Consider the following 17,138-nt stretch of genomic DNA (forward strand, 5'->3'; position numbering starts at 1 on the left):
AATCCACTCGCCACAGTTGATGTCGGTCTTGAGTTTTCTTCAACCGCCCGGAGCCCCAGCCCATGCACAAGCTCGATCGCTACGACCTCAAGATCCTGCAAATCCTCGCCGAAGATGGGCGGATCACCAAGTCGAGCCTGGCCGAAGCCATCAACCTGTCAGTGACGCCGGCCTGGGAACGGGTGCGCAAGCTGGAGATGGCCGGGCTGATCAGCGGCTACCGGGCGCAGATCGACTGGGGCGCGGTGTTCAAGCGCCAACAGGTGCTGGTGGAGATCACCCTGGCCCGCCACACCGCCCAAGACATGCGCCGGTTCGAGCAACGCATGATCGCCGCACCAGAAGTAGTGTTCTGTTACGCCACCGGTGGCGGGGTCGATTACCTGGCGATGATCCAGGCACCGGACGTCGACTATTACCAGCGTTTCGTCGATCAACTGCTGCTGGAAGACCTCGGCATCGAACGCTACTTCACCTACATCGTCACCAAGACCATCAAGACCAGCGGCGCCTTGCCGGCGGAGTTGGCCGAGCCCTCCTGAGCACCGCAGAAAACCTGTTTTTGCCGCCCTCGATTCAGAAAAAAACCAGGGTTTGACCCACGGCAAACAGCCGATTACCCAAGCGCCGCTGCCCTAGCATGGCTTCACGCACACGCTCTGGAGTGAACGTCATGACTTACCAACATCCGCTACTGTTCAAGGCGCTTTGCTACATCGACGGCCATTGGGTCCACAGCGACAGCGGCCACAGTATCGCTGTGCACAACCCCGCCACCCGCACGGTCATCGGCCATGTGCCGATGCTCGATCAGCCGCAGATTGTCGCGGCGGTGGACGCGGCGCATCGCGCATTCCCGGCGTGGCGTGAGCAGAGCCTGGAGAGCCGGGGCGCACTGCTGCGGCGCTGGGCGGCATTGATCGTCGAACACAGCGAAGACCTCGCGCACATTCTCAGCCTGGAGCAGGGCAAGCCATTGGCCGAGTCCCGTGGCGAAATCGCCTACGCTGCCAGCTTCATCCCGTGGTTCGCCGAGGAAGCCCGGCGCCTGTACGGTCAGAACATCCCCAGTCATATCCCGAGTGCGCACCTGGGTACGATCAAGGAACCCGTGGGCGTCTGTGCGCTGCTGACGCCGTGGAATTTTCCATCGGCGATGATCACCCGCAAGGCCGCCGCCGCCCTGGCCGCCGGTTGCACCGTGGTGATCAAGCCGGCCCACGAAACCCCTTACTCGGCACTGGCCCTGGCGCAATTGGCCGAGGAGGCAGGCTTTCCCGCCGGGGTTTTCAACGTGGTATTGGGCGAGCCGCAAATGGCCATGGAAACCCTGGTCAAGGATCGTCGCGTACGCTCGGTGAGCTTCACCGGCTCGACCCGGGTGGGCAAGCTGGTGTTGCAGGCGGCAGCCCATGACGTGAAGAAAGTCGCGCTGGAACTGGGCGGCAACGCGCCATTTATTGTCTGTGCCGATGCCGACCTGGCCTTGGCGGTGAAAGTCGCCGTGGAGGCGAAATTCCAGACCTCCGGCCAGGATTGCTGTGCGGCCAACCGAATCATGGTGCAGCGCCCGGTGTACCAGGCGTTCCTCAGTCGTTTCGCCGCAGCGGTGCGCGCCTTGCGTGTCGGCCCGGCCATGGTCGATCAACAGGAGCAGGACGTGGAGGTCGGGCCGTTGATGCACCAGGCGGCGCTCGATGCGACCGTCGACCGTGTCGCCGATGCGCTGGCCCTTGGCGCTCAACGCCTGGTGGGCGGCGAGGCCCATGCCCTGGGTGGATTGTTCTATCAGCCGACTGTGCTGGCCGACGTCACGCCGCAAATGCGCATCTACCGTGAAGAAAACTTCGCGCCCATTGCCGGGGTGATGCCGTTCGACACCCTGGACGAAGCCATCGAAATGGCCAACGACACCGAGTACGGGCTGGCGGCCTATATTTGTTCCAACCGCCTGGACGTCATTTATCCGCTGATCCGCCGTCTGGACCATGCCATGGTCGCGGTCAACGGCGTCAAGTTCACCGGCCACCCGATTCCCTTCGGTGGCATGAAAGCCTCGGGCCTCGGTCGCGAGGGTGGCAGCGAGGGCTTCGAGCCCTTTGTCGAAACCAAATATTTTTGCCTGCACCATCAAGGCCAGTTCCCAGGAGAGCCCGCATGAGCCAAGAACTCAACACGCTGTTCGAACAAGACCGTGCGCATTTCATGCACCCCTCGACCCATGCCCACGACCACGCCAGCGGCGCGCTCAAGGGGCGGATCATCAAGAGTGCGTCAGGCGTTCGCATTCGCGACCATGAAGGCCGGGAGTTCATCGACGCCTTTGCCGGCCTCTACTGCGTGAACATCGGCTATGGCCGCACCGAGGTGGCCGACGCCATCTATAAGCAGGCCAAGGAGCTGGCTTACTACCACACCTACGTCGGTCACTCGAGCGAGGCGATCATCGAACTGTCCAGCCGCATCATGGACTGGGCGCCAGAGGGCATGAAGAAGGTCTATTACGGTTTGTCCGGCTCCGATGCCAACGAAACCCAGGTCAAACTGGTGCGCTATTACAACAACGTGCTGGGCCGGCCGCAGAAGAAGAAAATCATCTCCCGCGACCGTGGTTACCATGGCTCGGGCATCATGACCGGCAGCCTGACCGGGCTGGCGACTTTCCATCAACACTTCGACCTGCCGGTGGAAGGGGTCAAGCACACCGTGTGCCCCCATTGGTATCGCAAGGCCCCGACAGGGATGGACGAAGCGACGTTCGTGCGTTACTGCGCCGATGAGCTGGAAAAAATGATCCTCGCCGAAGGCCCGGACACCGTGGCGGCGTTCATCGGCGAACCGCTGATGGGCACCGGCGGCATCATCGTTCCCCCGGCCGGTTATTGGGATGCGATCCAGGCCGTGCTGAAAAAATACGACGTGCTGCTGATTGCCGATGAAGTGGTCTGCGCGTTCGGCCGCCTGGGTTCGAAGATGGGCAGCCAGCGCTACGGCATGAAGCCGGACCTGATCACCACCGCCAAAGGCCTGACCAGTGCCTATGCACCCTTGTCGGCAGTGATTATCGGGGAAAAGGTCTGGAGCGTGATTGAAAAAGCCTCCCAGGCCGAAGGGGCCATGGGCCATGGCTGGACCTATTCCGGGCACCCGATTTGCGCGGCGGCGGCACTGGCGAACCTCGACATTCTTGAGCGGGAAAACCTCACGGCCAACGCCGAGGATGTTGGCGGCTACCTGAACCGTCGCCTGCGTGAAACCCTCGAAGGTCATCCGCTGGTGGGCGAGGTGCGTGGTGACGGCATGCTGGCGGCGGTGGAATTCATGGCCGACCGTGAACAGCGCACGGCGTTCGACCCGGCACTCAAGGTCGGCCCGAAAGTCTCGGCGGCTTGCCTGGAGCGCGGCATGATCGCCCGCGCCATGCCCCATGGCGATATCCTGGGCTTCGCCCCACCATTGATCCTGACCCGCGAGGATGCGGACCTGATCGTCGACATCACCAAAGGTGCTGTCGATCAAGTGGCGGGTGAGGTGTTGACTTAAGCTGAGAAAAATACTTTAGGCCAAAACACCCCGTGGCGAGGGAGCTTGCTCCCGCTCGATTGCACAGCAATCGCAAAAAAAGGACCGCTTCGCGGCGCAGCGGGAGCAAGCTCCCTCGCCACCACGGATCTGAAACCCATAAAAAAAGCCCGCCCGATCATGTGATCGGGCGGGCTTTTGGTAGTTGCTTGGCGATTACTTCTTCAAACCGTAATGCTCATCGAGCATGCCGGGCGAATTCGGGGCCTTGGGGGCGTAGTCCCGGGGCGGTTCCTGATCCTTTGGCGGGGTCAGGCGTTCCCGAGGAGCCTGCGCCGAATCGGCGTGCAGGGCAGCCAGCAGGCGTTGGCGAGTCTGCTCGTCCAAGGCCAGGCGATTGGCACCCTCGGACAAGTGATCCTGGACTTCCTGGTAGCTCTGGGTGAGTTTTTTCACCAGGGACGCGGTGCTGTTGAAGTGAGTGACCACTTCATTCTGATAACTGTCGAAACGTTCCTGGATGTCGTCCAGCTGACGTTGCGTGCTGTTGGGCACCGCGTTGGGCAGCAGTCGGGCAAGCAGGAATCCAATGGCGACACCGGCAACCAGGGCAAGAGTCGGCAACAACCAAACTAAGAGCGAGTGTTCCACGAGTCCTTCCTCTATAAACGGCTTTGCTTTACGTTAACGGCTCGGACCTGCGCTGTATACCGCGAAGAACATCGCAATCATGCCAGGCACAGACTTTAGCTAGACGAGTCGACCCTATTCGAGGTCACGGAGTTCTTTCCCTTGCTTATGCGCGAAACCCCTGTAGTCATCGATGGCCCGGTGGGCCAACTGGAAGCCTTGTACCTGGACAGCGAGGCTCCCCGTGGCCTGGCGCTGATCTGCCACCCGAACCCGGTGCAGGGTGGGACCATGCTCAACAAAGTGGTCTCGACCCTGCAACGCACCGCCCGCGATGCTGGCCTGGTTACGTTGCGTTTCAATTATCGTGGCGTAGGTGCCAGTGCCGGCAATCATGACATGGGCACCGGAGAAGTGGATGACGCCCAGGCTGTCGCGCAATGGCTGCGGGAAAAATACCCGCAATTGCCCCTGACACTGTTCGGCTTTTCCTTCGGTGGCTTTGTCGCCGCCAGCCTGGGCGGGCGCCTGGAAGCCCAGGGGCAGCCGGTCAAGCACCTGTTCATGGTGGCCCCGGCGGTGATGCGCCTGGACGAGCAGTCGCCCTTACCGATGAGCGGCCAGTTGACCGTGATCCAGCCGGAAACCGACGAAGTGGTCGATCCGCAATTGGTTTACAAATGGTCCGACACGCTCCAACGTCCCCATGAGCTGCTGAAAGTGGCAGAATGCGGACACTTTTTTCATGGCAAGCTGACAGATCTCAAGGATCTGATCCTGCCGCGCCTCTCGAATTGACAGCAGTCTGACAAGCGATAACCCATGACGACGCGTACCCGTATCCTGACCGGCATCACCACCACCGGCACCCCGCACCTGGGCAACTATGCCGGCGCCATCCGTCCGGCGATCCTCGCCAGCCGCGACAGCAACGCCGATTCGTTCTACTTCCTGGCTGACTACCACGCCCTGATCAAGTGCGATGACCCGCTGCGTATCCAGCGTTCGCGCCTGGAAATCGCCGCGACCTGGCTGGCCGGTGGCCTGGATGTGGACCGCGTGACGTTCTATCGCCAGTCCGATATTCCCGAGATCCCGGAGCTGACCTGGCTGCTGACCTGCGTCGCCGCCAAGGGCCTGCTCAACCGTGCCCACGCCTACAAGGCGTCGGTGGACAAGAACGTCGAGACCGGCGAAGACCCGGACGCTGGCATCACCATGGGGCTGTACAGCTACCCGGTGTTGATGGCCGCCGACATCCTGATGTTCAACGCCCACAAGGTGCCGGTCGGTCGCGACCAGATCCAGCACGTGGAAATGGCCCGCGACATCGGCCAGCGCTTCAACCACCTGTTCGGCCAAGGCAAGGAGTTCTTCACCATGCCCGAGGCGCTGATCGAAGAAAGCGTCGCCACACTGCCGGGCCTCGATGGCCGCAAGATGTCCAAGAGCTACGACAACACCATCCCGTTGTTCAGCAGCGCCAAGGACATGAAGGACGCGATCTCGCGGATCGTCACCGACTCGCGTGCCCCGGGCGAAGCCAAGGATCCGGACAATTCGCATCTGTTCACCCTGTTCCAGGCCTTCGCCACTGCCGAACAGTCCGCCGAGTTCCGCAGCGAACTGCTGCAGGGCCTGGGTTGGGGCGAAGCCAAGAACCGCCTGTTCCAGTTGCTCGACAGCGAGCTGGGTGAAGCGCGCGAGCGCTATCACCAGTTCATCGAGCGTCCCTCGGACCTTGAAGACATCCTGCAACTGGGCGCGAAAAAAGCCCGGGCCGTGGCGACGCCGTTCCTCAACGAACTGCGCGAAGCCGTTGGCCTGCGTTCGTTTGTCAGCCAGGTCCAGGTGGCCGCCAGCACCAAGAAGAAAGCCGCCAAGACAGCACGCTTCGTCAGTTTTCGCGAAGACGACGGCAGTTTCCGCTTCCGACTGCTGTCCGCCGACGGTGAGCAGCTGTTGCTGTCGAACCATTTTGCCGACGGCAAGACCGCGGGGCAGGTGACCAAGCAATTGCAGTCCGGCCAGCCCTTGGATGTACGCAGCGACGACCTGGGATTCAGCGTCTGGCTCGACGGCGAGTGCGTGGCGAATAGCCCGGCCTTTGCTGACAGCGCCGCGCGGGATGCCGCCGTCGATGCGCTGCGTGTTGCCTTGACGCCTGCCCAGGACTGATCCCGGCACGTCATCCGACCATCGGCCCGAATAAGGGCCGATTGCCATTCCTCTGGGCCGTCGCTACAGTGACGGCCCGTTTTTGTTGCCTTGCTAACGAATATGACGCCCCTAGAACGATATCAAGCTGATCTGAAACGCCCGGAGTTCTTCCACGACGCAGCCCAGGAAACGGCGGTGCGGCATTTGCAGCGCCTGTACGACGACCTGGTCGCGGCGGCGAACAACAAGCCCGGCCTGTTGGGCAAACTGTTCGGCAAAAAAGACCAGGCGCCGGTCAAGGGTCTGTATTTCTGGGGCGGCGTGGGCCGTGGCAAGACCTATCTGGTGGACACCTTCTTCGAAGCGCTGCCGTTCAAGGAAAAGACACGCACGCACTTTCACCGCTTCATGAAGCGCGTGCACGAGGAAATGAAGACCCTGGGCGGCGAGAAGAACCCGCTGACCATCATCGCCAAGCGTTTTGCCAACGAGACCCGGGTGATCTGCTTCGATGAGTTCTTCGTGTCCGACATCACCGACGCCATGATCCTGGGCACCTTGATGGAAGAGCTGTTCAAGAACGGCGTGACCCTGGTCGCCACCTCGAACATCGTGCCGGACGGCCTCTACAAGGACGGCCTGCAGCGGGCGCGCTTCCTGCCGGCCATCGCGCTGATCAAGGAACACACTGAAATCGTCAACGTCGACAGCGGCGTCGACTACCGCCTGCGTCACCTCGAACAAGCGGAGTTGTTCCACTTTCCGTTGGATGCCGCCGCCGAAGAAAGCCTGCGCAAGAGCTTCCGTGCCCTGACGCCGGAATGCACCCAGGCCGTGGAAAATGATGTATTGGTCATCGAAAATCGCGAAATCCGCGCCGTGCGTACGTGCGATGACGTGGCCTGGTTCGACTTCCGCGAACTGTGCGACGGCCCCCGCAGCCAGAACGACTACATCGAACTGGGCAAGATCTTCCACGCCGTGCTGCTCAGCGGCGTCGAGCAGATGAGCGTCACCACCGACGACATCGCCCGCCGTTTCATCAACATGGTCGACGAATTCTACGACCGTAACGTGAAGCTGATCATTTCGGCCGAAGTCGAACTCAAGGATCTCTACACCGGCGGCCGCTTGACCTTCGAATTCCAGCGGACCCTGAGTCGCCTGCTGGAAATGCAATCCCACGAATTCCTGGCGCGGGCGCATAAGCCGTAGGGATTCTGAAAACAAAAAATGGCCTGCGATCGCAGGCCTTTTTTGTACGCTCGAATCAGCCGTTCACTGCAAAACCCTGTGGGGGCGAGCTTGCTCCCACATGGGATTGCATTCAGCTCTGGTTCACGCCGCCTGCAGAAACTGCTGCCGATACTGGTTCGGCGACAGGTCGGTATGTTGTCGGAACAGCCGGGCGAAAAAGCTCGCGTCGTCATAGCCAACTTCATAGCTGATGGTCTTGATGCTCTTGCGGCTGCCGGAGAGCAGGCCCTTGGCGGTTTCGATCCGCAGCCGTTGCAGGTAATGCAGCGGTTTGTCGCCCGTGGCGGTCTGGAAGCGGCGCATGAAATTGCGGATGCTCATGCCATGTTCCCGGGCAACATCCTCGAAGCGGAATTTATCGGCGAAGTGCTCTTCGAGCCATTGCTGGATCTGGAGGATGATCACGTCCTGGTGCAGTTTCTGCCCGCCGAAGCCGATCCGTCCTGGCGAATAGCTGCGTTGCACCTCATACAAGATGTCCCGTGCCACGGCCTGGGCGACGTTGGCGCCACAGAAGCGTTCAATGAGGTAGATGTAGAGGTCGCAGGCTGAGGTCGTGCCGCCGGCGCAGAACAGGTTGTCGGCGTCGGTCAGGTGCTTGTCCTGGTTCAGGTATACCTGGGGGAAGCGTTCCTTGAAGGCATTGAAGAAGCGCCAGTAGGTGGTGGCTTCCTTGCCGTCGAGCAACCCGGCCTCCGCCAGCCAGAACACCCCGGTGGCTTCGCCGCAGAGTACCGCGCCGCGCGCGTGTTGTTCTCGCAGCCAAGGCAGGACCTGGGGATAACGTTGGCAGAGGGTGGCGAAATCATCCCAGAAGGCCGGCAGGATGATGACATCGGTGTTTTCCAGGCCACCGTCCACCGGCATGATCACATCGCTGAAGCTGTTCACCGGTTTGCCATCGGGGCTGACCAGGCGGGTTTCAAAAGCCGGGGTCAGGCCGTGGCCCAGTTGTTTGCCATAGCGCAGGCTGGCCAGGTGGAAAAAATCCTTGGCTTGCATGAGGGTGGAGGCGAAGACTCGGTCGATTGCCAGGATGCTGACGCGCCGTAAGGGCGTGGAGGCGTGCATAGACATAATTCATCTTTATTTTTATAGGGGAAAGTGGTCATCGGGCGGCTGGATCGTCTTATTTTTTGTCGGATGTGTCCAGTGTCCTGTCGTACCCCGCAGGCTTAGGCTCTGTCGGATAACCACGCCCAACAATAACCAAAGGTGCGCCATGATCCCCAGAACACTGTTCAGTCCCGAACACGAATTGTTTCGCGACAGCGTACGAACCTTCCTCGAAAAAGAAGCCGTGCCGTACCACAGCCAGTGGGAAAAACAGGGACATGTCGATCGCCAGCTCTGGAACAAGGCAGGGGAGGCGGGCATGTTGTGCTCGCACCTTCCAGAAGCCTATGGGGGGCTGGACGCCGATTTTCTCTACAGCACGGTGGTGATCGAGGAAATCGGCCGCCTGGGGCTGACGGGCATCGGGTTCTCGCTGCATTCCGACATCGTCGCGCCGTACATTCTGCATTACGGCAGTGAGGCGCTGAAACACAAGTACCTGCCGAAACTGGTGTCCGGCGAAATGGTCACGGCCATCGCCATGACCGAGCCGGGCGCCGGTTCCGACCTGCAAGGGGTGAAGACCACGGCGGTGCTGGACGGCGACGAATACGTCATCAACGGCTCGAAGACGTTCATCACCAATGGTTTCCTGGCGGACCTGGTGATCGTGGTCGCCAAGACCGATCCGAAGGCCGGCGCCAAGGGCACCAGCCTGTTCCTGGTAGAGGCGGGCACGCTGGGTTTTGAAAAGGGCAAACGCCTGGAAAAAGTCGGCATGAAGGCCCAGGACACGTCGGAATTGTTCTTCCAGGATGTCCGCGTGCCGAAGGAGAACCTGCTGGGGCAGGCCGGCATGGGCTTCGCCTACTTGATGCAGGAGCTACCCCAGGAGCGCCTGACCGTCGCCATCGGCGGCCTGGCATCGGCCGAAGCGGCGCTGCAATGGACTCTGGACTACACCCGCGAGCGCAAGGCATTCGGCAAATCCATCGCGGACTTCCAGAACACCCGTTTCAAGCTCGCGGAAATGGCCACCGAAATCCAGATCGGCCGGGTCTTCGTCGACCGCTGCCTGGAGTTGCACCTGCAAGGCAAGTTGGACGTGCCGACGGCGGCGATGGCCAAGTACTGGGGCACCGACCTGCAATGCAAGGTGCTCGACGAGTGCGTGCAGTTGCATGGCGGCTACGGCTTCATGTGGGAATACCCGATTGCCCGGGCGTGGGCGGATGCGCGGGTGCAGCGGATCTATGCCGGGACCAATGAGATCATGAAGGAGATTATCGCGCGGTCGCTGTAATGCCGCGTGATCTAACCGAAATCCAGATCGGCCGGGTCTTCGTCGACCGCTGCCTGGAATTGCGTCTGCAAGGCAAGCTGGACATGCCGACGGCGGCGATGGCCAAGATGCCGCGTGATCGTTCCTACGCTCCGCGTGGGAATGCATCCCGTGACGCTCTGCGTCACCCTCCAGAAGCGGAACGCGGAGCGTCCCTGGCGGCATTCCCACGCAGCGTGGGAACGATCTAACCGAGATCCAGATCGGTCGGGTCTTCGTCGACCGCTGCCTGGAATTGCGCCTGCAAGGCAAGCTGGACGTGCCGACGGCGGCGATGGCCAAGATGCCGCGTGATCGTTTCCCACGCTCCGCGTGGGAATGCATCCCGTGACGCTCTGCGTCACCCTTCAGAAGCGGAACGCGGAGCGTCCCTGGCGGCATTCCCACGCAGAGCGTGGGAACGATCTAACCGAGATCCAGATTGGCCGGGTCTTCGTCGACCGCTGCCTGGAATTGCGCCTGCAAGGCAAGCTGGACGTGCCGACGGCGGCGAGGCCAAGGGCTGTCTACCTGGTGATCAAGGCGCCGGGTTGGGCTGATCCTTGTGGATCGCCTCGATCCCCGCCAGCACTTCATCCGACAGCTTCAGGTCGAAGCTGGCAATATTGCTGTCCAGTTGCTCCAGCGTGGTGGCGCCAATGATGTTGCTGGTCACGAACGGCTGTCGGGTGACGAACGCCAGGGCCATCTGCGCCGGGTCCAGGCCGTGTTCGCGGGCCAGGGCCACATAACGGCTGCACGCCGCTTCCGATTGCGGGTTGAAGTAACGCATGAAGCGGCTGTACAGCGTCAGGCGACCCTTGGCTGGCCGTGCGCCGTTTTCGTATTTGCCCGACAGAAAGCCGAACGCCAGTGGCGAATAAGCCAGTAAGCCGCATTGCTCGCGAATGGCGATTTCCGACAGGCCGATCTCGAAGCTGCGGTTGAGCAGGTTGTACGGGTTCTGGATCGACACCGCTCGCGGCCAGCCACGGGCCTCGGCCAGGGCAAGGAACTTCATGGTGCCCCACGGCGTTTCGTTGGACAGGCCGATATGGCGGATCTTGCCGGCGCGAACCTGTTCGTCCAGGGCTTCGAGGGTTTCCTCCAGCGGGGTGAACGTTTCGTCGGCCTTGTGCTGGTAGCCCAGTTGACCGAAGAAGTTGGTGCTGCGCTCAGGCCAATGCAGCTGATAGAGGTCGATGTAGTCGGTTTGCAGGCGCTTGAGGCTGGCGTCCACGGCTTCGACGATGTGGCGGCGGTTGTGCTTGAGGTTCTTGTCGCGGATGTAGTCGATAGTGTTGCCGGGGCCGGCGATCTTGCTCGCCAGGATCCAGTCGGCACGATCGCCGCGACTCTTGAAGTAATTGCCGATGTAGCGCTCGGTGGTGGCGTAGGTTTCGGCCTTGGGTGGCACCGGGTACATCTCGGCGGTGTCGATGAAATTGATGCCGGCACCCTTGGCACGTTCGATCTGGGCGAAGGCCTCGGCCTCGCTGTTCTGCTCACCCCAGGTCATGGTTCCGAGGCACAGGGCACTCACGTTCAGATCGGTACGGCCTAGCGGGCGATAGTCCATTGGGAGCTCCTTGGGCAAAACAATCATAAAAGCAGGTTGAAATATTTTTCGCAATCTGCATAATTGCGCACCTCTTTCTGCAGTGGAAGTGATGCGCCGCCGCCGAAGAATCTTGCCGTTGAACGGACGCGCCGACCCGAGCCCCCGAAAGCGTCTGTATCCGGCTGCCTTTGACTTGTCAAAGTACGCACTATTCAGTAAGATCCGCCGTCTAATTTACAGGGCGGCCCCTGAGGCTATAAAGAATGAAAACTTTTACTGCTAAACCGGAAACAGTAAAGCGCGACTGGTTTGTCGTCGACGCTGCTGGTCAGACCCTGGGTCGTCTGGCCACCGAAATCGCGAGCCGTCTGCGTGGCAAGCACAAGCCTGAGTACACTCCTCACGTTGACACCGGTGACTACATCGTCGTGATCAACGCTGAGCAAGTACGTGTTACTGGCGCTAAAACCACTGACAAAATGTACTACTCCCACTCCGGTTTTCCTGGCGGCATCAAGTCGATCAACTTTGAAAAGCTGATCGCCAAAGCCCCTGAGCGCGTGATCGAGACCGCGGTTAAAGGCATGCTGCCTAAAAACCCACTGGGTCGCGACATGTATCGTAAGCTGAAGGTTTATGCGGGCGCTGCTCACCCTCATACTGCTCAGCAGCCCCAAGAACTGAAGTTTTAACGGAATAGTTCATTATGTCGGCGACTCAAAATTACGGCACTGGCCGTCGCAAGACTGCAACCGCACGCGTTTTCCTGCGTCCGGGCACTGGTAACATCTCCATCAACAACCGCTCCCTGGATAACTTCTTCGGCCGCGAAACTGCCCGCATGGTAGTTCGTCAGCCGCTGGAACTGACCGAGACCGTCGAAAAATTCGACATCTACGTCACCGTTATCGGTGGTGGTGTAAGTGGTCAAGCTGGCGCAATCCGCCACGGCATCACTCGCGCCCTGATGGATTACGACGAGACTCTGCGTAGTGCTCTGCGCAAAGCTGGCTTCGTAACTCGCGATGCTCGCGAAGTTGAACGTAAGAAAGTCGGTCTGCGTAAAGCGCGTAAGCGTCCGCAGTACTCGAAGCGTTAATTTCGCTTCCGCTTTCAAAAGGCGCCCAGTTCCTCACGGAGCTGGGCGTTTTTTTATGGGCAAAAGAATTGCTCTGTGACAACTTGCCACATTCGTAGAGCCCCTATACTACAAGGCTTGGCGGTTTGGCCGCTTGGTAATTACCTTGTCAGAATTGGGGCTTTTCATTACCATTCGGCAAAATTTTTATAAGTTCAGATTTTTACTTAGTAGACGCCTGATCTAACAGGCCACAAAGCTGATGGGAGAGGACTGAATGAGCAATGACGGCGTGAATGCAGGCCGGCGTCGCTTCCTGGTAGCAGCCACATCCGTGGTGGGTGCTGCAGGAGCGGTGGGGGCTGCGGTCCCGTTCGTGGGGTCATGGTTTCCCAGTGCCAAGGCGAAAGCCGCAGGTGCACCGGTGAAAGTGAATGTCAGCAAGATCGAGCCAGGCCAGCAGATGATTGCTGAGTGGCGCGGCCAGCCGGTGTTCATCGTCCGCCGTACAGAGGAAATCCTGGGGAATCTGAAAAAGATCGAGGGTCAGTTGTCCGACCCGTCCTCCAAGAACTCTACGCAACCGACCTATGTCGACCCGCAGACGCGTTCGATCAAGCCAGAGGTCCTGCTGCTGATCGGGATCTGTACGCACCTGGGTTGCTCGCCAACGTTCCGCCCTGAAGTGGCGCCTGCCGACCTGGGCAAGGACTGGGTCGGTGGTTATTTCTGCCCTTGCCACGGCTCCCACTACGACCTGGCCGGTCGCGTCTACAAGTCGCAGCCTGCACCTCTGAACCTGCCAGTTCCCCCGCATTCCTATGAGACCGATGACATCATTGTCGTTGGCGTCGATACGGAGAAAGCGTGATGAGCAAATTCATGGATTGGGTTGATGCGCGCTTTCCCGCGACCAAAATGTGGGAAGACCATCTCAGCAAGTATTACGCTCCGAAGAACTTCAACTTCTTCTACTTCTTTGGCTCCCTGGCGCTGCTCGTTCTGGTCAACCAGATCGTCACCGGTGTCTGGCTGACCATGAGCTACACCCCGTCGGCGGAAGAAGCGTTTGCCTCCGTCGAATACATCATGCGCGACGTCGAGTACGGCTCGATCCTGCGTCTGCTGCACTCCACCGGCGCTTCGGCGTTCTTCATCGTGGTCTACCTGCACATGTTCCGTGGCTTGCTCTACGGTTCGTACCAGAAGCCTCGCGAGCTGGTGTGGGTCTTCGGCATGCTGATCTACCTGGCGCTGATGGCCGAGGCCTTCATGGGCTACCTGCTGCCGTGGGGCCAGATGTCCTACTGGGGTGCCCAGGTGATCATCTCGCTGTTCGGTGCGATCCCGGTCATCGGTGACGACCTGACCCAGTGGATTCGCGGTGACTACCTGATCTCGGGCATTACCCTGAACCGCTTCTTTGCCCTGCACGTGGTCGCCCTGCCGATCGTGATCCTTGGCCTGGTGGTTCTGCACATCCTGGCCTTGCACGAAGTCGGCTCGAACAACCCCGATGGCGTGGACATCAAGAAGCACAAGGACGAGAACGGCGTACCGCTGGATGGCATCGCCTTCCACCCGTACTACACCGTGAAAGATATCGTCGGCGTGGTGGTCTTCCTGTTCATCTTCTGTTCCATCGTGTTCTTCTTCCCGGAAATGGGTGGTTACTTCCTCGAGAAGCCGAACTTCGAGCAGGCGAACGCGTTCAAGACCCCTGAGCACATTGCCCCGGTCTGGTACTTCACGCCGTTCTACGCGATTTTGCGGGCGATCCCGGACAAGCTGATGGGCGTTATCGCCATGGGCGCGGCCATCGCAGTGCTGTTCGTGCTGCCGTGGCTGGACCGCAGCCCCGTCAAGTCGATGCGCTACAAAGGCTGGTTGAGCAAGATCTGGCTCGTGGTGTTCTGCATCTCGTTCGTGATCCTGGGCGTGCTGGGCGTGCTGGCCCCGACACCGGAGCGTACGTTGCTGTCGCAGGTTTGCACCTTCCTGTACTTCGCCTACTTCATTCTGATGCCGTTCTACACCAGGCTCGAGAAGACCAAACCGGTTCCGGAAAGGGTGACTGGCTGATGAAAAAGCTATTTGCTGTACTGATTCTTGCTGCTATGCCCGTACTGTCCTTCGCGGCTGAACACGGTGGTCCAGAGCTGGAAAAGGTCGACATCGACGTTTCCGACAAAGCTGCCATGCAGGACGGCGCACGTACGTTCGCCAACTACTGCATGGGTTGCCACAGTGCCAAGTTCCAGCGCTACGAGCGTGTTGCCGATGACCTGGGCATTCCTCATGAAGTGATGCTCGAGAAACTGGTGTTCACCGGTGCCAAGCTGGGCGATCACATGACCATCGGCATGCAGCCTGCGGATGCCAAGACCTGGTTCGGTGCCGCGCCGCCAGACCTGACCCTTGTCGCCCGTGTGCGTGGGACTGACTGGCTTTATGGTTACCTGCGTTCGTTCTACGAAGATCCTGCGCGTCCATGGGGCGTGAACAACAAGGTCTTCCCGAACGTCGGCATGCCTAACGTACTGGTCGGCCTCCAGGGGCGCCAGGTGGTAGGCTGCAAACAGGTTCAGATCGTTGAGGGCGGCAAAAAGCAATTCGATCCGCTGACCGGCACTGCTTTGACTCATGAAGCCTGCGACCAGCTGACTGTATTGCCGAATACCGGCAGCCTGACGCCGGAGCAGTTCGACGAGAAGGTCAAGAACCTGGTGACCTTCCTGGCCTACTCGGCCAATCCGGTGAAGCTGGAGCATCAGCGCATCGGTACCTATGTATTGCTGTACCTGGCGTTCTTCTTCGTATTCGCGTACCTGCTCAAGCGTGAATACTGGAAAGACGTGCATTGATAAAGCTGTAAGCCGTTGCTGTTAATCGTGCGCGCCCAAGGGCGTCTCTAATGTAACGAGCCTGGCCAGCCAGGTGTTACGGGAGACGCCCTCTGGGCGCGCTCGTTTTTCCGTTTTTCGATAATTTCAACAAGCGAGGAGGATCGCCATGGGCGTGACCAATCGGTTGGCCTGTTACTCCGACCCCGCCGACCACTATTCCCACCGGGTACGCATCGTACTGGCAGAGAAGGGTGTCAGCGCCGAGATCATTTACGTCGAAGCGGGCCGTCAGCCGCCGAAGCTGATCGAGGTGAACCCTTATGGCAGCTTGCCTACGCTGGTCGATCGTGACCTGGCATTGTGGGAGTCGACCGTGGTGATGGAATATCTGGATGAGCGTTATCCGCATCCGCCTTTGCTGCCGGTGTACCCTGTCGCACGTGCCAATAGCCGTTTGCTGATCCATCGCATCCAGCGTGACTGGTGCGGGTTGGTGGATCTGATCCTGGATTCCCGGACCAAGGAGCCGGCGCGGGTCGTGGCACGTAAGGAATTGCGTGAAAGCCTGACGGGCGTATCGCCGCTATTCGTCGATAAGCCGTTTTTCCTCAGTGAGGAACAAAGTCTGGTGGATTGCTGCCTATTGCCCATACTCTGGCGTTTGCCGATTCTGGGTATCGAACTGCCGCGGCCTGCCAAGCCGCTGCTTGATTATATGGAGCGCCAATTCGCGCGTGAGGCTTTCCAGGCGAGTCTGTCTGGTGTCGAACGTGACATGCGCTAAGGCTTAGGGAGCCGCTATGAACTCCAGTCGACCTTATCTGGTCCGCGCGCTCTACGAGTGGATTGTGGACAATGATTGCACCCCGCACATGTTGGTCAATGCCGAATTTCCGTCGGTGCAGGTGCCGCAGGGTTTTGCCAATGATGGGCAGATTGTCCTGAACGTGTCGCCAGCCGCTGTGCGTCACCTGCACATGGATAACGACGCCGTCAGCTTTGAAGGGCGCTTCGGTGGTGTGCCGCACACCCTGTACGTGCCAGTTGCTGCGATTCTGGGGATTTATGCCCGGGAGAATGGCCAGGGTATGGTGTTTGAGCTGGAAGCGCCGTTGGACGGTGAAGAAGAGTTCGAGCCGGATGATGACCTGACACCACCGGATGACGAGCCACCGCGGCCTAGCGGTAGGCCTAGTCTTAAGGTGGTGAAGTAGCGGAGCGGGTGATCTGTTCGCTGTTCGCTGTTCGCTGAGGAAAATGCCTGTGTCGTGAGATGTGGGCATTTTTTTTGGCTGCATTTATTGGTGGATTGGTGTGAATATCCGTTGCTGCGGTAACGGCTACTTATGGTTCCGCTCTTACAGCGGCTCACTTTTGAAAAGCGCAAAAGTAAGCAAAACGCTCTTGCCGGTATGACTCACCCACATGGGTTACAAATCAGTTCACGCACATAGGTAACAGTTTTTAACTGGCAGGGTCGATTTCGCGAGGATCTGACCATGCCCTGGAGAGAGCTGAAACCTATGGACCTCAAAGTGATGTTCATCGCTGAGTATCTATCCGAAAAGCACAGCTTTAGCCGGCTGTGCCAGGACTATCAGATCAGCCGAAAGACTGGCTACAAGTGGGTCGAGCGCTATGAGCTGGAGGGACCCAGTGGGCTCGACGAACGTAGCCGCCGACGGCACAACCAAACCTATGTGGTAC

19 protein-coding genes and 2 pseudogenes are annotated in these 17,138 nt (G+C 59.7%); 18 read left to right on the forward strand and 3 right to left on the reverse strand.

The window, feature by feature from the left end; genetic code table 11:
- Nucleotides 1-62 precede the first annotated feature (62 nt).
- The 3 genes from BT116_RS27300 to BT116_RS27310 all read left to right on the forward strand — a co-directional run bounded on the left by BT116_RS27300 (nt 63) and on the right by BT116_RS27310 (nt 3,543).
- Nucleotides 63-542, forward strand: coding sequence for an Lrp/AsnC family transcriptional regulator (locus BT116_RS27300; protein WP_072348647.1), 480 nt, complete (start codon nt 63-65; stop codon nt 540-542).
- Nucleotides 543-673: 131 nt separating this feature from the next.
- Nucleotides 674-2,161, forward strand: coding sequence for an NAD-dependent succinate-semialdehyde dehydrogenase (locus BT116_RS27305; protein ID WP_072348649.1), 1,488 nt, complete (start codon nt 674-676; stop codon nt 2,159-2,161).
- Nucleotides 2,158-3,543 (forward strand): aspartate aminotransferase family protein, encoded by a 1,386-nt coding sequence (locus BT116_RS27310; RefSeq protein ID WP_072348651.1) that lies wholly within the window; start codon nt 2,158-2,160, stop codon nt 3,541-3,543. The genes BT116_RS27305 and BT116_RS27310 overlap by 4 nt, the downstream gene beginning before the upstream one ends.
- 195 nt (nt 3,544-3,738) lie before the next feature.
- On the opposite strand, the gene BT116_RS27315 is transcribed toward BT116_RS27310, so the two are convergent.
- A complete protein-coding gene (locus BT116_RS27315; RefSeq protein ID WP_046063603.1) occupies nt 3,739-4,173 on the reverse strand; it encodes a Z-ring associated ZapG family protein in 435 nt (144 codons plus the stop codon).
- A gap of 147 nt (nt 4,174-4,320) precedes the next feature.
- Between BT116_RS27315 and BT116_RS27320 the strand changes: the two genes are divergently transcribed.
- From BT116_RS27320 to zapE, 3 genes are all read left to right on the forward strand, one after another.
- Entirely contained in the window at nt 4,321-4,950 is a 630-nt protein-coding gene (locus BT116_RS27320; protein WP_072348653.1) for an alpha/beta hydrolase, read from the forward strand.
- Between the two features lie 24 nt (nt 4,951-4,974).
- The gene (locus BT116_RS27325; protein ID WP_072348655.1) at nt 4,975-6,330 is read left to right on the forward strand and encodes a tryptophan--tRNA ligase; all 1,356 of its coding nucleotides are present in this window, start codon (nt 4,975-4,977) and stop codon (nt 6,328-6,330) included.
- A 102-nt stretch (nt 6,331-6,432) separates the two neighbouring features.
- Complete coding sequence (gene zapE / locus BT116_RS27330) at nt 6,433-7,527, forward strand: cell division protein ZapE (RefSeq protein ID WP_072348657.1); 1,095 nt, start codon at nt 6,433-6,435, stop codon at nt 7,525-7,527.
- Between the two features lie 123 nt (nt 7,528-7,650).
- On the opposite strand, the gene BT116_RS27335 is transcribed toward zapE, so the two are convergent.
- The gene (locus BT116_RS27335) at nt 7,651-8,547 is read right to left on the reverse strand and encodes a GlxA family transcriptional regulator (RefSeq protein WP_170846004.1); all 897 of its coding nucleotides are present in this window, start codon (nt 8,545-8,547) and stop codon (nt 7,651-7,653) included.
- A gap of 244 nt (nt 8,548-8,791) precedes the next feature.
- Between BT116_RS27335 and BT116_RS27340 the strand changes: the two genes are divergently transcribed.
- From BT116_RS27340 to BT116_RS31965, 4 genes and pseudogenes are all read left to right on the forward strand, one after another.
- The gene (locus BT116_RS27340; RefSeq protein ID WP_063324474.1) at nt 8,792-9,928 is read left to right on the forward strand and encodes an acyl-CoA dehydrogenase family protein; all 1,137 of its coding nucleotides are present in this window, start codon (nt 8,792-8,794) and stop codon (nt 9,926-9,928) included.
- Nucleotides 9,928-10,158: a hypothetical protein gene (locus BT116_RS31140; protein ID WP_072348661.1), complete on the forward strand. Its 231-nt coding sequence runs from the start codon at nt 9,928-9,930 to the stop codon at nt 10,156-10,158. The genes BT116_RS27340 and BT116_RS31140 overlap by 1 nt, the downstream gene beginning before the upstream one ends.
- A pseudogene (locus tag BT116_RS31960) lies at nt 10,158-10,250 on the forward strand (hypothetical protein); the annotation flags it as partial. The gene BT116_RS31140 and the pseudogene BT116_RS31960, both read left to right, overlap by 1 nt.
- 125 nt (nt 10,251-10,375) lie before the next feature.
- Nucleotides 10,376-10,459, forward strand: a pseudogene (locus BT116_RS31965) (hypothetical protein); the annotation flags it as partial.
- 25 nt (nt 10,460-10,484) lie between these two features.
- On the opposite strand, the gene BT116_RS27350 reads toward BT116_RS31965, so the two are convergent.
- Nucleotides 10,485-11,525, reverse strand: a complete 1,041-nt coding sequence (locus tag BT116_RS27350; RefSeq protein ID WP_063324475.1) for an NADP(H)-dependent aldo-keto reductase — start codon at nt 11,523-11,525, stop codon at nt 10,485-10,487.
- 245 nt (nt 11,526-11,770) lie between these two features.
- Here BT116_RS27350 and rplM point away from each other — a divergent pair, with 245 nt between their 5' ends.
- From rplM to BT116_RS27390, 8 genes are all read left to right on the forward strand, one after another.
- A complete protein-coding gene (gene rplM, locus BT116_RS27355; RefSeq protein WP_003205365.1) occupies nt 11,771-12,199 on the forward strand; it encodes a 50S ribosomal protein L13 in 429 nt (142 codons plus the stop codon).
- Between the two features lie 14 nt (nt 12,200-12,213).
- Nucleotides 12,214-12,606 carry a 30S ribosomal protein S9 gene (rpsI, locus tag BT116_RS27360; RefSeq protein ID WP_003228056.1) on the forward strand — a complete coding sequence of 131 codons (393 nt, stop codon included), beginning with the start codon at nt 12,214-12,216 and terminating at the stop codon, nt 12,604-12,606.
- A 256-nt stretch (nt 12,607-12,862) separates the two neighbouring features.
- Entirely contained in the window at nt 12,863-13,456 is a 594-nt protein-coding gene (gene petA, locus BT116_RS27365) for a ubiquinol-cytochrome c reductase iron-sulfur subunit (protein ID WP_060740746.1), read from the forward strand.
- A complete protein-coding gene (locus tag BT116_RS27370) occupies nt 13,456-14,667 on the forward strand; it encodes a cytochrome b (RefSeq protein ID WP_003205362.1) in 1,212 nt (403 codons plus the stop codon). The genes petA and BT116_RS27370 overlap by 1 nt, the downstream gene beginning before the upstream one ends.
- Nucleotides 14,667-15,449 (forward strand): cytochrome c1, encoded by a 783-nt coding sequence (locus BT116_RS27375; protein WP_063324477.1) that lies wholly within the window; start codon nt 14,667-14,669, stop codon nt 15,447-15,449. The genes BT116_RS27370 and BT116_RS27375 overlap by 1 nt, the downstream gene beginning before the upstream one ends.
- A 148-nt stretch (nt 15,450-15,597) precedes the next feature.
- Nucleotides 15,598-16,215, forward strand: a complete 618-nt coding sequence (locus BT116_RS27380; protein WP_003178195.1) for a glutathione S-transferase N-terminal domain-containing protein — start codon at nt 15,598-15,600, stop codon at nt 16,213-16,215.
- Nucleotides 16,216-16,231: 16 nt separating this feature from the next.
- Nucleotides 16,232-16,645 carry a ClpXP protease specificity-enhancing factor gene (locus BT116_RS27385; protein WP_072348663.1) on the forward strand — a complete coding sequence of 138 codons (414 nt, stop codon included), beginning with the start codon at nt 16,232-16,234 and terminating at the stop codon, nt 16,643-16,645.
- Between the two features lie 285 nt (nt 16,646-16,930).
- On the forward strand, nt 16,931-17,138 hold a 208-nt coding region (locus BT116_RS27390; protein WP_139271913.1), incomplete at its 3' end, for a helix-turn-helix domain-containing protein.

The organism is Pseudomonas sp. NFACC16-2 (genome assembly GCF_900119205.1).
In the GTDB taxonomy this organism is placed as follows: domain Bacteria; phylum Pseudomonadota; class Gammaproteobacteria; order Pseudomonadales; family Pseudomonadaceae; genus Aquipseudomonas; species Aquipseudomonas fluorescens_Q.

What these genes read in the sequence shown, in the direction of transcription:
- BT116_RS27340 (WP_063324474.1), top strand. Translation starts at nt 8,792, where the DNA reads ATGATCCCCAGAACACTGTTCAGTCCCGAACACGAATTGTTTCGCGAC.
- BT116_RS27375 (WP_063324477.1), top strand. Translation starts at nt 14,667, where the DNA reads ATGAAAAAGCTATTTGCTGTACTGATTCTTGCTGCTATGCCCGTACTG.
- BT116_RS27350 (WP_063324475.1), bottom strand. Translation starts at nt 11,525, where the DNA reads ATGGACTATCGCCCGCTAGGCCGTACCGATCTGAACGTGAGTGCCCTG.
- BT116_RS27320 (WP_072348653.1), top strand. Translation starts at nt 4,321, where the DNA reads ATGCGCGAAACCCCTGTAGTCATCGATGGCCCGGTGGGCCAACTGGAA.
- rpsI (WP_003228056.1), top strand. Translation starts at nt 12,214, where the DNA reads ATGTCGGCGACTCAAAATTACGGCACTGGCCGTCGCAAGACTGCAACC.
- BT116_RS31140 (WP_072348661.1), top strand. Translation starts at nt 9,928, where the DNA reads ATGCCGCGTGATCTAACCGAAATCCAGATCGGCCGGGTCTTCGTCGAC.
- BT116_RS27370 (WP_003205362.1), top strand. Translation starts at nt 13,456, where the DNA reads ATGAGCAAATTCATGGATTGGGTTGATGCGCGCTTTCCCGCGACCAAA.
- BT116_RS27380 (WP_003178195.1), top strand. Translation starts at nt 15,598, where the DNA reads ATGGGCGTGACCAATCGGTTGGCCTGTTACTCCGACCCCGCCGACCAC.
- BT116_RS27300 (WP_072348647.1), top strand. Translation starts at nt 63, where the DNA reads ATGCACAAGCTCGATCGCTACGACCTCAAGATCCTGCAAATCCTCGCC.
- BT116_RS27385 (WP_072348663.1), top strand. Translation starts at nt 16,232, where the DNA reads ATGAACTCCAGTCGACCTTATCTGGTCCGCGCGCTCTACGAGTGGATT.
- rplM (WP_003205365.1), top strand. Translation starts at nt 11,771, where the DNA reads ATGAAAACTTTTACTGCTAAACCGGAAACAGTAAAGCGCGACTGGTTT.
- BT116_RS27305 (WP_072348649.1), top strand. Translation starts at nt 674, where the DNA reads ATGACTTACCAACATCCGCTACTGTTCAAGGCGCTTTGCTACATCGAC.
- zapE (WP_072348657.1), top strand. Translation starts at nt 6,433, where the DNA reads ATGACGCCCCTAGAACGATATCAAGCTGATCTGAAACGCCCGGAGTTC.
- petA (WP_060740746.1), top strand. Translation starts at nt 12,863, where the DNA reads ATGAGCAATGACGGCGTGAATGCAGGCCGGCGTCGCTTCCTGGTAGCA.
- BT116_RS27310 (WP_072348651.1), top strand. Translation starts at nt 2,158, where the DNA reads ATGAGCCAAGAACTCAACACGCTGTTCGAACAAGACCGTGCGCATTTC.
- BT116_RS27325 (WP_072348655.1), top strand. Translation starts at nt 4,975, where the DNA reads ATGACGACGCGTACCCGTATCCTGACCGGCATCACCACCACCGGCACC.